This is a genomic window from Rhodococcus sp. P4_C10 (genome assembly GCF_056402135.1).
Window position 1 is genome coordinate 1 of record NZ_JBFUHZ010000004.1, and the last position, 13,821, is coordinate 13,821.

A 13,821-nucleotide genomic window follows, 5' to 3' on the forward strand; every position below is an offset into this window, starting at 1 on the left:
GACCCGGCCGAGCCGGCCGCGGCACCGGCCGCCGCCGGCGGACAGTCCGGCACGGCCGTGAGTTCCGGCGGGGACGGCGCGGGCGGCGCCACCGCACCCGCGTCGAAGGAGGCGGTGATCGCCGGGCTGCCGTCCGGGCTGCGCACCGAGGTCGAGAACTGCAAGACGACCGGGGAGACCCCGAGCGGCGGCCTGGAGTTGCAATGCCAGATCCGTGAGGGCTCCGCGCTGACCGACGGCATCACCGACGGCGACTTCCAGTCGGTCATCTTCTCGGTCGACGTCAAGGAGGCGAAGAAGCGGGTGCTCGGGATCCGGCAGGGCTTCCAGAACAACACCGCCGTCGCCACCAACGAGACGGTCGAGGACACCGGCCGGTCGGCGGCCGCGCACATCAGCGGTCCGGGCTACAACAACACCTACTCGATCTGGTACGCCAACTCGTCGACCGGCGTGATGGCGTCGTTCAACGGCGCGCAGGGCCTCGACGGCGCCAAGACGTTCCTGGCCCGCTCGGGGCTGATCAACTGACCCGTGTGCTCCACAGGGGCTGTCGAACCACCCGGTTCGGCAGCCCCTTTCGGCTTCTCGGGGCCGGGTCCGGCGGGCCCGGAGAACTTTTTCGGCACCGCCGGGAACCTTCTCGTCGGGTGGCCGCATCCAACTGTCGACAAACACAAACGAGCGCGAGTGAGGACGAGACGATGAGCACCCCGGGCGACTACACCGACACCGATCTGGCCGAGTACGAGTCCGAGCTCAACGCCATCGTCACCGACCCGAACCTGACGGTCGAGGAGAAGCTGGACGCGATTTCCGACGCCGCCGGCGACGAACTCGACGACATCGTCAACGCACACGACGCCACCGCACCCGCACCCGCCACCGCACCCGAGGAGACCCCCGTGACGAACCCGACCACGACCGTCGACGACAGGCTCGACGCGATCGATGCCACCATCGACGACCTCAGCAGCATCGGCGCCGACGCGCCGCCCGCGGGATCCGATGTGATCGGCGACCCCGCGACCGCGTCGTACAGCACCCCCACCGCACCGACCAGTGAGCCGGCACCCGCGGCGGAGCCCACCGAGCCGGCACCCGCGGCGGACACCATCGCGGCCCCCGCCGAGGTGCCCTCGGAGGCCCCCTCCGAGGTCAACGAGGCCATCGGCGTCAGCGGCAACGTCGACTACTACTCCCCCCGCGACGTCGACCGCGACGGCAAGGTCGACCTCGCGCACTCCCGGGTCGACGGCGTCGACACCATCACCCACTACGCCGAGGACGGCTCCATCACGCTGGTCGAGCAGGACGCCGACTTCAACGGCACCTACGAGACCGCCGCCACGGTCCGCGCCGACGGCACCGTCCGCATCGCCGAGGACTCCGACGACGACGGCGACGTCGACCTGGTCACCTACTACGACCCGGCCACCAGCCAGCCGGTGCGTCAGGACGCGATCGACGGGGCGCGGATCACCGACAGCAAGTTCGACACCGACGGCGACGCCCAGCCCGACGTCCACCTCGTCGACAGCGACGGCGACGGCCGTTTCGACTCCGTGGCCGTCGACAGCGACGCCGACGGCATCGTCAACGAGACCCTCGTCGACACCGACGGCGACGGCGCGATCGACCTGATCAGCTCCGACGACGACAACGACGGCACCCAGGAGTCGTACCTCACCTCGGCCGAGAACGGGGTCGGGTCGCTGGGCGACATCAGCACGTACGAGTCGCTGATCCCGGCCGACGACAGCTACCACACCCAGGCCGGCACCGACTCCTACGAGCCGCCGACCGTCGACGAGGTCCCCGGCGACCTCGCCTGACCCGCTCGACAAATCCGACCGGAAGGATCCGACGATGGACGACTTCGACCATCACGCGGTCGCCGTGTGGTCCGACACCGTCGCCGCCGCCGACGAGGCGCCGGCGGTCGACGACGCCACAGAGCCCGAGCCGATCCCGCCCGCAGATCCGCTGTCCGCCTTCGCCGTCGACCCGGCCGACCAGGCGCCCAGGTCCGGGTCCGACGGCGGAGCGGTGGGGGCGGTCGGTACGTGCGAGGCCGTCGACGAAGTGCCCGACCTCGCCGGCGGCGAGGACCAGGTGCACGGCAACCCGGTCGCGTGGACGCTGGACTGGTTCTACCAGCAGTTCGACGGGTACTGCGGGCCGTCGGTGGTGGCGCAGGTCGTCGCCCAGTACACCGGCGCGACCATCACCGACCCCCAGCAGCTGGTCGACCGCGCCGTCGAACTCGGGTTGATGGACGACCCCAGCGAGGGGATGACGCTGCCGGCCGTCGAGGCCCTGCTCGAGGATCAGGGCGTGCCGTGCACGCGCACCGACAGTTCCCTCGACGACCTGCGCGACCGGCTCGACGCCGGGTACGGGGTGATCGCGATGGTGGACTCCGGGGAGATCTGGACACCGGAGGAAGAGACCGGCGATGCCGACGACGCCGATCACGTCCTCGTCGTCGCCGGCATCGACGACGCCCGCGGGGTGGTGATCCTGTCGGATCCCGGTGTGCCGTACGGCAATCAGCTCGAGGTCCCGATCGACCAGTTCGAGGACGCCTGGGCCGATTCGGGATTCGAGATGGTCGTCACGGACGCGCCTGACGAGGCCCTGGTCGGGCCTCCCCCTGCCACGACGGGCGAGCGCCGGGCGGCGATCATCACCCTGCGATCGGGGCGGCCCGGCGAGCAGGACGCACAATGATGACAACGGCGTCCGCGGGTGACGCGACAATGACGGGCAGTGCCACCGCGGGGTGGCGGACACGGAGAGTCAACGAGGTGACCGATGGACGATGACGAGTCACTGTTCACGGGGTCGGAGGCGGCGGGCGCACTGCCTCCGGTGCCCGACGACGTGTGGGCGCGGGCGTTGGCGGCCGCACTCGACCCGGCCGCGCCGGCGGCGGACGCCGACCTCGTCCCGGAGATGGACGACGAGCCGGTCGTTCCCGACGACGACGGCATCGTCCTCGTCGACGACGACGGCGTGCTGGACGACGACGGCACCGAGGAGGTCGTTCTCGACGACGGCGACTCCGTGTTCGACGAGCCGGCCGCGCCGGATCTCGACGACGCGGGAGTTCCCGGCGAGGACCCGGCGAGTGCATTCGATCCGCACGAGCCCGACCACCACCACGACACTGTGGACCCCGTGGACCCCGATCCGGGCTACGACCTGCTGTGACCGGCACTCCGCCCCCACGGTCGCGACCGGCGACGCGGCAGCGGGTAGCATCCCCGTCGGCCATGTGGGGGTGTGGGTGAGAACGCAAGGAGCGCGGGGGAAGTCGATGGACGAAGCGGAACTGTTGGCCGCCTGCCGGGGCGGTGACCAGCACGCATTCGCCGAACTCGTGGGTCGTCACCGCACCAACGCGTGGCACGTGTGCCTGCAGATCACCGGCAACGCCCACGACGCCGAGGACGCGCTGCAGGACGCGCTGACCGCGGCGTGGCAGAACCTGCACCGGTTCCGCGGCGAGGCCCGGTTCAACACGTGGCTGCACCGCATCGCCACCAACGCCGCCCTCGCGGTGGTCCGCCGCCGCAAGATCACCACCAGCCTCGACGACACCGACGACGACTCCCCCGGCATCGATCTCACCGTTCACGACAGCGGGTTCGACGAGCAGGTCGTCACCGCCGACGCCGTCCACCGCGCCCTCGCCCATCTCCCCGAGGACTTCCGCGTCGCCATCGTCCTCGCCGAGTTCGCCGACCTGCCCTACGCCGACATCGCGGAGCACCAGCAGGTGAGCGTCGCCACCGTCAAGACGCGAATTCATCGGGCGCGGAAGCAGTTGGCGCAGTCGTTGGCGGCGGCGCACGCCTGACGGTCCCACCGCGGCCGCGCCTCCGCGATCGTGTCGGCGCCCCCTGCCATCATGGGCGGCATGCATCTGTTCGACGAGGGTTTCGAGCCGCCCGAGGACTGCGTGTCGTGGTGCAAGAGCAGGACTTACGACCTGCACGTCCTCGACGACAGCGCGCTCGTCGACCTGGACTGGTGGAACCGGCACCTCGAGGACGACGAGCACGAGATCCGACTCAAGGGCCGCGACCACGACGCCCGGATCGTCACCGGGGGCCGGGCGACGGTGCTGCGCAACGACCTGCGCCTGAGTGGCGAACTCGTCGACGCCGAACATGCCGGCCTGGGCCTGCTGTTCCTCTGCGCCGCGTGGCGCAGCGGTCACACCAGGCGGCGCGCGGCGCGCCGGTTCCCGGACGTGTCCAACCGCTTAGTCGCCCCGAACGTGCACCGGCACACCGCGATCAAGGCGGCCATCGACCGCCTGATCCGCGACAAGCGGCTGCCGGACTACGACTACACCACCGGCACCGGCTGGCCCGAACTGCCGAACGTCGGGGTCGCGTTGACGACGGTGTTCCTCTGGGCCGTCGAGGTCACGGCCGGCGGGATGCGCGCGCAACTGCTCGACCAGCACGGCGTGTCCACCCTCATCCACCAGGGCTGGCTCGAAGACCCCTCCGTCAGTGGCTTCACCCGCCGCCGCTACGACCGCTACCTCGAGGTCCTCCAGCACTGGGCGGCCGCCGCCGGCTCCGAACCCGAACTGGTCGAGCGGTGGCTGGTGGACCGGTGGCACGCGCGGGTGGTCGAGGCGCGCAGTGGGGCGTTGGCGGAGCCGACGTTGTTCTGAGGTCGCCCACCGCACCCCGTTCCGTACCGTCCGGATCCGATCCGCCCGACAGGACGGCCCGACACCGGCTGGGTCGGGTGCCGCTAGCGTGTGCTCGTGGCATTTGCAGACATCATCCGGGTATCAGGTACGACCGCGATCAACGAGTACGTCGGCATCGCCACGACACTGGCAGACGACCGGTGACCGCCGCGAGCCTGCTCTCGTCTCTGCGCGACTTGAAGGTTCAGTCGTACAGAGGCCAGCCAGCGCCGTACCAGTTTGTGGTCCTGCTTTGCGCGATCGACCGGGCAAACACCGGCAAACCGCGAATCGCCAGATTCAGCGAGGTCAAGGACGAAATGGGCCGTGCACTGGCACCGTTCGCACTCGCCAAGACTCCGCCGAACCCTGCCAACCCGTGGGTGGCATTGGGTCAGTCGCCGTGGTGGGAACTCGAGTCGACCGTCCCCTACAAGCTCGTCGCCGAGCGTGATATTGCAGCTGGGCTGAGCGTCGTTGCATATGACCTCGTCCGTGACGACACGGCGTTCACCAGAGAGGCTGTCGACGTCATCACTCGGATCATCGGTAGCCATCCCGCGTATCCATCACTGCTGGAGTCACTCTCAGTACACTGACTCCGAGCAGACGCCTGATGTCTCGCCCCGCGCACTGCTACCCAGATCCGACCTCTTCCATCCCCTACGTCAGCCCGGTGAACCCCTGGGTGCGCAGCCTTACCCAGCAGGCACCCACGCCTGCTCCAACAACTCGACAATCTCCTCCTCACCGCGTGCCCGAAACCCGCTGAGCACCCGCCGCGGCCGGTCCTCACCTGCCCTTCCTATGGCTTCGGCCAGTGCGAGTACCACCTCGCCGTCGGGCACGCTGTTCGCATCCGGCCGGCCGACTGCAGCCAATGCCCGACGCAGCGGCGCCACGGTCGGTTCGGCAACAAACGCGCGCCGGACGTCGAAACGACGGTCGGAGTGAAATTCGAGGAACACGTACTCGCCCTCCCCGACGCCCAGGTCCTCGAGGAACCGACGTACCGACCCGCTGGCCGGCTGCAAGTTCTTCCAACGGATCGCGTGGGTACCGAGCCGGCTCTCGTACTCGACAACTTCGCCGTAGCCGCATCCCGCGATGCCGGCCAAAGCAGCAGGCACTGTGAACCCGGACCCACGCAGGTGCTCGGAGGTGACCTTGACGGAAAGACGCCAGATGTCACCGTGTCGGTAGAGACGGCGCGTCTGTTCCGGAGTCTTCTGCGGGACCCCGCGGGTCGACCGCCGCCGGACGTTGCCCTGCCTGACCTCGAAGTCGCCGCTGGCGGCGTATGTCTGCACGCTGCTCGCGGAGACATCGAACTTGCCGGCCACCTGCGCGACGAGCTCGCTGAGCGGCATCTCGCCGTCGTGGGCGTCCAATTCACGGGCGATGAGGTTGCGGATGGTGGTGTACTCCTCGACGCCCCAGTCGGCCAGTGCCCAGGTGGCCCGGTCTGAACGTACGAACCTGTCGTCCCCGCCAAGGACGTTGGCGACAGACCGCGGGTTGCGGCCGCTAGCCATGGCCGTGACGAGCTCATCGAGCGGTGTGGGTTCGCCGAGCACCTCGAGGATGGCGGCGGCGTGGTCGCCGGTGTTGCGCACACGGGTGAGGATGCGGCCGCCCAGCAACGCGTACCCGCACCAGGTCAACCAACGCACCAGCTCGTCGCGGGAGAGCGCGGAGGACTCGGCGAGAACCACCAGTTCCACCACCCCGTTGGGGGACTCGAATTCCTCGAGCAGTGCCCGGGTCTGCGCCTTCGCCTCGGCTACGCCCGGTGCCGCGGCCCAACCGTCGGTCACCTCGAAGTAGTCGTCGAGGCGATCGAGGACCAGCCACAGAGGCACCCCGACGCTGGGGACCGGAACGGCAATCTCAGGATGCTGCTCAATCAGCCGGTCGAGGGCCGCCACCGGCTGGATCTCGACGCGGAGGCTGGCCAGCAGGTTCCCCACTGCCGTACCGAACCCGAAGCGACCCTCGAGATGCCGCTTGACCTTCACCTCGATCTGTCGGGCCCGCTCACGAGTGACACCGAATTCGCTGCCGAGTTCCGCGAGGGTCTTCGGCTCCGGTGCGAGGAATCGCTCGCGGAGGACGAACTGTTCACGCTCGTCAAGCGCGGTGAAGATCTCCTCGAGCTCCGCGATCGCGTCCGCGGGGCCCACCGCGTCGGGCAGGTCGGCTGCAGTCAGCGCAGAGATCCGGGCCGCAAGGTCCTCCAACTCCGGTGGCGCGCCGTCCTCGATCTCTACCGAGAGCAGCGACTTCCCCGCCGCTCCACGCAGTTTGCGCCACCCCGCCAAGAGGGTCAGATCGTCGACCAACAGCGCAATGACGTCGGCGGTCTTCGCGTCGAGAACAACGGCCGTATCGGAATTCGGCAAGGACTACTCCCCCACTAGAACTTTAGAAACCTCGTCATCAGATCACAGGGCTCCGACATGCTGGCCCGCACTTACCTGTCGAAACCAGACCACAGCACTTCAGTTCGCTCGTCTGTTCGCTCGCGCGCTGAAGGAGAAGTCGTGCCTCACTGCAGGTTCGACCCACCGGTACTACGCTCACGCTGAACGCCTAGGCCGACCACGGCCGGAATCTTCCCTGAACTGGTCGAAGGTAGCTCGTCGAACGCTGGGTCGCGCGGCGCCACGAGGCTCGGACCGGATCCCTCACCGAACCGACGCTGTTCTGAGCGGCATCCGCCAGCCTGTCACCTGACAATTCGCTCGCGCCAACGCTGTCCGTCATCTGAATGACAGTCGGCCGCCCAGACCGCACCCCGCGATACGGCAGCACTCGCCCGCCTGACAGCATCACCGGTCAGACCACCCGATCGTGCCCGACTCACCCTCGCATTCACCCCCGAGACAGAAGGACCACAGCACTCACATGGTGTCCCATCTGGCGTGGCTGGACCACGACGAAACCCAGCGACGCCGCGTGATGCAGGTGATCGACCAGTTCCGCGACGAGGGCACCGTCGACGAACTCGGACTCGGCTCGATTCGTGACACCTTCTCGTCTCTGTTGTTGCCCGGACTTTCGACACTGCACACCCGCGCCCGCTACCTGTTGTTCGTCCCGTGGCTCGCGGAGGCCGCCGCAGTCGAGGCCGGGGATGCAGGCGCGCTCGCCCCGCTGTTCCGCGAGAAGGAGTACCGGCTCATCGAGGCCCTCGACCGAGCCGGCGAGACGCAGGGCGTGATCGGCGGTACCGCGAAGCGCAAGCTGCAGCGGATGCCGAGCGGCATGTTCTGGTCCGCCACAGCACATTACGGGATTCGACTCACCGGCAAGTCGATCAACGCGACGCTGCGGCAGGCTCATGACGCGGCCGGGTTCGACCGGCGTACCGAGGCCTGCGACGATCCGGGTGCCCGCCCCGACGTCGCCCCCACGGGATTCGACCCGCGGCTGCCGGATCCGCCGGTGGACCTACTCGTCGAGGCCACGTTCACGCTGTCCCCCGGCGAGGCCGAGTACCTGCGCGAGCGGATGTGCACCACGCAGCCCAGGTCGATGTTCCCGTGGCTGTTCAAGCATGGTGTCGACGAGGACGCCCGGTACCTGTGGCAGCATCGCGACATCACACGGCTCGACGGTCCGCTCGCCGCCACCGTCGACCACGGTCGCCGGTTCTCGACCGCGATGACCGGCGCGACGGTCCTCTACAACCTGATGCTCGCCCGGGAGAAGGACGACGAGGAACTGGTCGACGGATACTCCGAGGCGTGGCGCGACTGGCACACCGACGTCGAGACCGGAAGTCTCCTCGACGGCTGGGACCGTGCCGCGTTCTGGGATCTGGTGCAGCGCAACGGCAATGTCACCGGCGCCACCGCGTCGTTCGTCGACGGCTGGCTCACGACCGCCGCAGCGGCGGGATCGGTGCCCGACGCGGCGGCGGAGGAGATAGTCCGCAGCCGCGAGATTCAGCTCAAGGGCGCGCGGGCTCGTCTTGGCGGCAACGTCGCGGGCGTCAACGCGTGGCGTGGGCAGTCCGGTGGCCAACTGAACTACAACTGGCCGGTCGCCGTCCGCATCCTGCGTGACGTGATCGACGGACGGGAGAACTGATGCTCAGCCCCGACACCCGGGTCCTGCTCACCGACGCGCTCCAGCCACCGGTCGGCTACGCCGTCGATTCCGTTGTCACCACTACGTATTCGCTCGACCTGACTGCACTGCTGCTGGCGCCGCTCACCTTCTCCGCACGCACGCGGACCGGGAACGTCGACGACGCAGACCCGATCGCACTGCTCGAGTCGATCCGCCGCCACGTGGGGTCGATGACGGTGTTCGCACAGGCCGGAGGCCTGAAGCTGCCGGGCGCCTACCGCTCCGTGCTCTCGTTCGCCGAGAGCGCGGTCGTCGAGGTGCGCGCCCCGCAGCCGGGACGGCTGTTCCACCCGAAGATCTGGCTGCTGCGGTTCGTGAGCGAGGAGGACGGCGGGTACCTGCACCGCTTCCTGTGCTCGAGCCGGAACCTGACCTTCGATGCATCCTGGGACACCCTGCTCGTGCTCGACGAGGAACCCGACTCGGCAGCCATCGTCGACCCGGCGCCGATCGCCGAGTTCGTCTCGGCGCTGCCTGATCTCGCGACGACCCCGATGGCCGCGGACCGTGTAGCCGCGGTCGTGGACGTGGCGCGCACCGTGCGTGGCGCCCGATTCGCATGCCCCAGCCCGTTCACGTCGATGACGCTGCATCCGCTCGGCCTCACCGAGGGCGCCGCGCTGCCGATCCCCGACGCCGCAGACCGGGCCCTGGTGATCTCGCCGTTCTTCGACCCCGCCACCTCGCGCCGCTTCGCCTCGCTCGCGCCGCAGACCCGGATCGTGTCGCGGGCAGAGACGTTCGATCGCACCGGCTCCGCCGCGTTCGGCGACGCGGAAACGTTCACGCTGCAGTCCGTCGCGGACCGGCCGGGTGAGGACGAGACCGCGGGCGAACCGGCCTCGGAGGTCGGGGGCGTCCCGTCCGGCCTGCACGCGAAGACGTTCGTGTTCGACACCGGTTCCTCCACGCTGCTGATCACGGGGTCCGCGAACGCGACCAGCGCCGCGCTCGGCGGCAACGTCGAGTTCTCCGCAAAGTTGTCCGGACCGTCGGCGAAGTGCGGCATCGACGCCGTCTGGGACGGCGGCCGGGGGACGACGGGACTGTCGCGCATCGTCGAGCCGTACACGATCACCCCGGCGGACCCGGACGCCGCGGCCGACGCACTCGCGCGGGTGGAGAAGGAGATGGCCGACTTCCGCGCACTGCTCGCCGCCGCCGGCCCACAGCTGCATTTCACCGTCGACGGCGAGACGGCGCAGTGCACCCTGCGCGTGCCCGCCGAGGTGGTCGGCGCCTTCGACGGGGAGGTCACGGTCAGCCCGATCTCCCTGCAGGGCGAGTACCGGCCACTGGCAGCGGAGGTCGCCTGGTCCGGGGTCGCGGCCACCAACGTGACCGCCTTCGTCGGCGTCCGGACCGTTCGGGACGCCGTCGAGCTGTTCGGCGTGGTCAAGGCCGAGCTGCACGGCGACGTCGCCGGCCGCGACCGGCTGATCCTGCGCGGTCAGATCACGAGCGCGCAGGACCTGACGCGCTGCCTGCTGTTCCTGCTCGGCGGGGAACTACCCGGCGAGCTGGACGCGCTTGCCGGCGCCGATCGTGGGCCGAGCGGCGAACTGATGCCCGGCCGCGGCAGCGTCGACGACACCGTCCTGTTCGAACCGCTGGTGCGAGCGGTGATCGGGGATCGTGCCGCCCTCGACCGGATCGATGCCCTGATCCGCGACCTCGACGCCCCTGCCGACCTCATCGACGCGGAGCTACGCGACCTGCTGGACGCGGTGCGAGTCGCCCACGCCGCGGTCACCGGAGGAGACAAGTGACCACCGTCAAGCCCGATCTGGCCCGAACCCTGGCCCCGCTCAAGGGCTTCCAGCGTGACACCGTCGCGCACGTCACCAGCAGGCTGTGGACGGACGCCGACCCGACCACCCGATTCCTGGTCGCCGACGAGGTCGGCCTCGGCAAGACCCTCGTCGGGCGCGGCGTGATCGCCGAGACGATCGAGCACCTGTGGGACACCGAGGACCGCATCGACATCGTCTACATCTGCTCGAACGCGCAGATCGCCCAGCAGAACCTGGCGAAGCTGGTGCCCGGGGATGTCGAAATCCCGCATGCCGACCGTCTGACGCTGCTGATGGCGAACGTCGCCGAGTTCCAGGGCCGCAAGCTCAACTACATCTCCTTCACCCCGGGCACGTCGTTCACCGTCGGCGAGACGGCCGGCAAGTCCGCCGAGCGGGTGCTCATCTACCACCTGCTGCGCCGCGGCTGGGGCAAGCACGAGATGACCTCGAAGGGATGGCTGAAGTTCTTCCGCGGCAGCTCCGGAGCGGAGCGGTTCGAGGGCAAGCTCAAGGCGTTCGACACGAGCGCCATCACCGACGAGATCGCCGAGGCCTTCGTCGCGGACGTCAAGAACGCCGACCCGATCGAGCCGGAGTTCGCCTCCCTCGAGGACGAGGTGTGGGACGTCGCCCACTCCCGGTTTGCCTACCTCAAGGGCGATCCCGATCGGGGACTGAGCCGGTACCGCAACCGGCTGATCGGACGGATGCGGAACCTGGTGGCACACGCGGCCATTCGCGCCCTCGAACCCGACCTGATCATCCTCGACGAGTTCCACCGCTTCAAGACGCTGCTCGACGACGACAACCCCGAGGCGGAGCTGGCGAAGGCCCTGTTCAACCAGCCGACCGCCCGGGTGCTGCTGCTGTCTGCGACCCCGTTCAGCATGTACACGCTGCCCGACGAGCCGGAGGGCGCGGACCACTACCAGGACTTCCTGGCGACCGTCCGATTCCTGCTCGGCGGGCGCGGCCTGTCCGCCGAGGACGTCGACGCCCGCATCGCCGACCTGGGCCGCGACCTCGAGGCGATGCGCCGCGCCGCGCTGCCCGGCGCCGACACACGCGCCGAGGGGCTCGCGGCCCGGGATCGCGTCCAGCACACGCTGTCCCGGGTGATGTCGAGGGTCGAGCGGCTCGCGTCGACACCGGACCGGGACGGGATGCTCACCGAGAAGCCGATGCCGGTGCCGGTCACCGCCGGCGACCTGCAGGCGTACGCGGGTGGGCAGCGGATCGCGGACGCCATCGGCCGAGGCCGCGGCGGACGCGACATGTTCGAGCTGTGGCGGTCGAGCCCGTACCTGTTCAACATCATGGAGACCTACCAGGTCAAGCAGGGCTTGGCGAAGGCGATCGACTCCGCGGATCCGGCGGTCCGCAAGCCGGTGCACGACGCGATCCGCACCGCCGACGGCCTGCTGGACTGGCAGACGCTCGAGGACTACCGGCCGCTCGACGCCGGCAACGCCAAGATGCGTGCACTGGTCGCGGACACCGTCGACCGCGGCGCGTGGAAGCTCGCGTGGCTGCCGCCGTCGCTGCCCTACTACCGGCCCGCGGGGGTGTTCGCGGACGAGAGCCTGCGGACGTTCACCAAGCGGCTGGTGTTCTCGGCGTGGACGGTGGCACCGAAGGCGATTGCCAGCGTGGTCAGTTACGAGGCCGAGCGCCGCGGCGTGCAGGAGTCCGCTCGCACCGGCGGGTACTCGGAGCGTGCGTCCCTGAACCCGCCGATCCGGCGGCCCCGCCACGACGGCAACAGCCAGAACATGGCCCCGGAGGCGCTGTTCCAGCCGTCCATCGTCCTGGCGGAGCTGTGCGATCCGCTGATCTTGGCCCAGCAGGTCGGCGGCGCCGTCAGCGCCGCGGAGCTGCGCGACGTCGCGTCCGCCGCGGTTCGCGAGCGGTTCGACGCGCTGTGCACGGAGCAGGACATCAACCGGTCGTCACGGTCCAAGGAAGACCCGTCCTGGTACTGGGCGCTGCCACTGCTGCTGGATCGGCACGCCCATCCGGATCGGCCGTATCCGGTGAAGATTCCGGAGTACTTCGCGTCGGCGAAGGATCCGGCCGAGCTGGACGCCGAGGCACTCGGCGGGCTCCCGGACGACCTGGTCGAGGTCGTGACCGAACTCGGACTCGCCGGCCCCGGCACCTGTGCGCTGCGGGCGCTGCGCCGGGCGACCGGCTCCGCGCGGGCGTTCGCGGACGACGACCTGTGGGACGCGGCGTTCTCCGCCGCCGAGTACCTGCGGTCGATGTTCAACCAGGCCGAGATCGCCGCGGCGGTACGGGTTTCCGCGCCGTCCGACGCCTACTGGCGGTCGGCGCTCGGGTACTGCCGGGACGGAAACCTCCAGTCGGTGCTCGACGAGTACTTCGCGCTCGGTGGTGTCGAGCGCGACCACGACGGCAACGACCTCGATCCGCTCACCGAGCGGTTGGGGCAGGCCCTCTCGGTGGGATTGGGCCGCGCGGAGATCGACGTGTTCGACACCAGCGGCGACGAGGTGGTGCTCGACGGCTCGAATTCGATCCGGCACCACTTCGCGATGCGGATGGGCCACCGCGGCACCACCGACGAGCAGCAACAGGCACGGGTCGGAGACGTGCTGGCGGCCTACAACTCGCCGTTCTGGCCGTTCGTGCTGGCGTCGACGTCGGTCGGGCAGGAGGGCCTCGACTTCCACACCTACAGCCATGCGATCGTGCACTGGAACCTGCCGGGGAACCCGGTGGACATGGAGCAGCGTGAGGGACGGGTGCACCGCTTCCGCGGGCACGCGATCCGCCGCAACATCGCCGCCGAGCACGGCGGCGCCGCGCTCGCCCCCGGCTGCACGGATCCGTGGTCGACCATGTTCGCGGCCGCCGAGGCCGCCAAGACGCCCGAGGACACCGGCCTGGTCCCCGACTGGGTGTACGCCCGGCCGGGCGGCGCGACGATCGAGCGGTACGTGCCGGCGATGCCGCTGAGCCGTGAGTCGGTGCGCTATCAGCGGCTGTTGCGCACCGTCGCCGCCTACCGGCTGACGCTTGGGCAGCCGCGGCAGGAGGATCTGGTGCGGTACCTAAGCGACGGGGCGGCGGACGGGGAAGTGCTGCAGATCGACCTGGCGCCGCCGGTACGCACAGGCACCAATACCGCATATGACGCAGCTCGCTGAG

11 protein-coding genes are annotated in these 13,821 nt (G+C 69.6%); 10 read left to right on the plus strand and 1 reads right to left on the minus strand.

What is annotated here, in order from left to right:
- The 7 genes from AC1DWC_RS03030 to AC1DWC_RS03060 form a co-directional block, all read left to right on the plus strand.
- A partial coding sequence (locus tag AC1DWC_RS03030; protein ID WP_477906029.1) for a molecular chaperone occupies positions 1-531 on the plus strand: 531 nt, incomplete at its 5' end.
- 173 nt (positions 532-704) lie between these two features.
- Positions 705-1,835 (plus strand): hypothetical protein, encoded by a 1,131-nt coding sequence (locus tag AC1DWC_RS03035; protein WP_477906031.1) that lies wholly within the window; start codon positions 705-707, stop codon positions 1,833-1,835.
- Between the two features lie 34 nt (positions 1,836-1,869).
- A complete protein-coding gene (locus tag AC1DWC_RS03040; RefSeq protein ID WP_477906033.1) occupies positions 1,870-2,733 on the plus strand; it encodes a C39 family peptidase in 864 nt (287 codons plus the stop codon).
- An 84-nt stretch (positions 2,734-2,817) separates the two neighbouring features.
- Positions 2,818-3,216 carry a hypothetical protein gene (locus AC1DWC_RS03045; protein WP_477906035.1) on the plus strand — a complete coding sequence of 133 codons (399 nt, stop codon included), beginning with the start codon at positions 2,818-2,820 and terminating at the stop codon, positions 3,214-3,216.
- A 106-nt stretch (positions 3,217-3,322) separates the two neighbouring features.
- Entirely contained in the window at positions 3,323-3,865 is a 543-nt protein-coding gene (locus tag AC1DWC_RS03050; protein ID WP_477906037.1) for an RNA polymerase sigma factor, read from the plus strand.
- Between the two features lie 60 nt (positions 3,866-3,925).
- Complete coding sequence (locus AC1DWC_RS03055) at positions 3,926-4,696, plus strand: 8-oxoguanine DNA glycosylase OGG fold protein (RefSeq protein WP_477906039.1); 771 nt, start codon at positions 3,926-3,928, stop codon at positions 4,694-4,696.
- A gap of 182 nt (positions 4,697-4,878) precedes the next feature.
- Positions 4,879-5,316 (plus strand): phosphorothioated DNA-binding restriction endonuclease family protein, encoded by a 438-nt coding sequence (locus AC1DWC_RS03060; protein ID WP_477906041.1) that lies wholly within the window; start codon positions 4,879-4,881, stop codon positions 5,314-5,316.
- A 99-nt stretch (positions 5,317-5,415) separates the two neighbouring features.
- Here the strand turns inward: AC1DWC_RS03060 and AC1DWC_RS03065 are convergent, their stop codons facing one another.
- The gene (locus AC1DWC_RS03065; RefSeq protein ID WP_477906043.1) at positions 5,416-7,119 is read right to left on the minus strand and encodes a sigma factor-like helix-turn-helix DNA-binding protein; all 1,704 of its coding nucleotides are present in this window, start codon (positions 7,117-7,119) and stop codon (positions 5,416-5,418) included.
- Between the two features lie 505 nt (positions 7,120-7,624).
- On the opposite strand from AC1DWC_RS03065, the gene AC1DWC_RS03070 reads away from it, so the two are divergent.
- Genes AC1DWC_RS03070 through AC1DWC_RS03080 form a run of 3 tightly spaced genes read left to right on the plus strand, consistent with a single transcriptional unit; the run spans position 7,625 to position 13,820 of the window.
- Complete coding sequence (locus tag AC1DWC_RS03070; protein ID WP_477906046.1) at positions 7,625-8,812, plus strand: DUF6361 family protein; 1,188 nt, start codon at positions 7,625-7,627, stop codon at positions 8,810-8,812.
- Positions 8,812-10,623: a phospholipase D family protein gene (locus AC1DWC_RS03075; RefSeq protein WP_477906048.1), complete on the plus strand. Its 1,812-nt coding sequence runs from the start codon at positions 8,812-8,814 to the stop codon at positions 10,621-10,623. Before AC1DWC_RS03070 ends, AC1DWC_RS03075 begins: the two co-directional genes overlap by 1 nt.
- Complete coding sequence (locus AC1DWC_RS03080; protein WP_477906050.1) at positions 10,620-13,820, plus strand: helicase-related protein; 3,201 nt, start codon at positions 10,620-10,622, stop codon at positions 13,818-13,820. Before AC1DWC_RS03075 ends, AC1DWC_RS03080 begins: the two co-directional genes overlap by 4 nt.
- Position 13,821 lies beyond the last annotated feature (1 nt).

What these genes read in the sequence shown, in the direction of transcription:
- AC1DWC_RS03035 (WP_477906031.1), top strand. Translation starts at nt 705, where the DNA reads ATGAGCACCCCGGGCGACTACACCGACACCGATCTGGCCGAGTACGAG.
- AC1DWC_RS03040 (WP_477906033.1), top strand. Translation starts at nt 1,870, where the DNA reads ATGGACGACTTCGACCATCACGCGGTCGCCGTGTGGTCCGACACCGTC.
- AC1DWC_RS03045 (WP_477906035.1), top strand. Translation starts at nt 2,818, where the DNA reads ATGGACGATGACGAGTCACTGTTCACGGGGTCGGAGGCGGCGGGCGCA.
- AC1DWC_RS03050 (WP_477906037.1), top strand. Translation starts at nt 3,323, where the DNA reads ATGGACGAAGCGGAACTGTTGGCCGCCTGCCGGGGCGGTGACCAGCAC.
- AC1DWC_RS03055 (WP_477906039.1), top strand. Translation starts at nt 3,926, where the DNA reads ATGCATCTGTTCGACGAGGGTTTCGAGCCGCCCGAGGACTGCGTGTCG.
- AC1DWC_RS03070 (WP_477906046.1), top strand. Translation starts at nt 7,625, where the DNA reads ATGGTGTCCCATCTGGCGTGGCTGGACCACGACGAAACCCAGCGACGC.
- AC1DWC_RS03075 (WP_477906048.1), top strand. Translation starts at nt 8,812, where the DNA reads ATGCTCAGCCCCGACACCCGGGTCCTGCTCACCGACGCGCTCCAGCCA.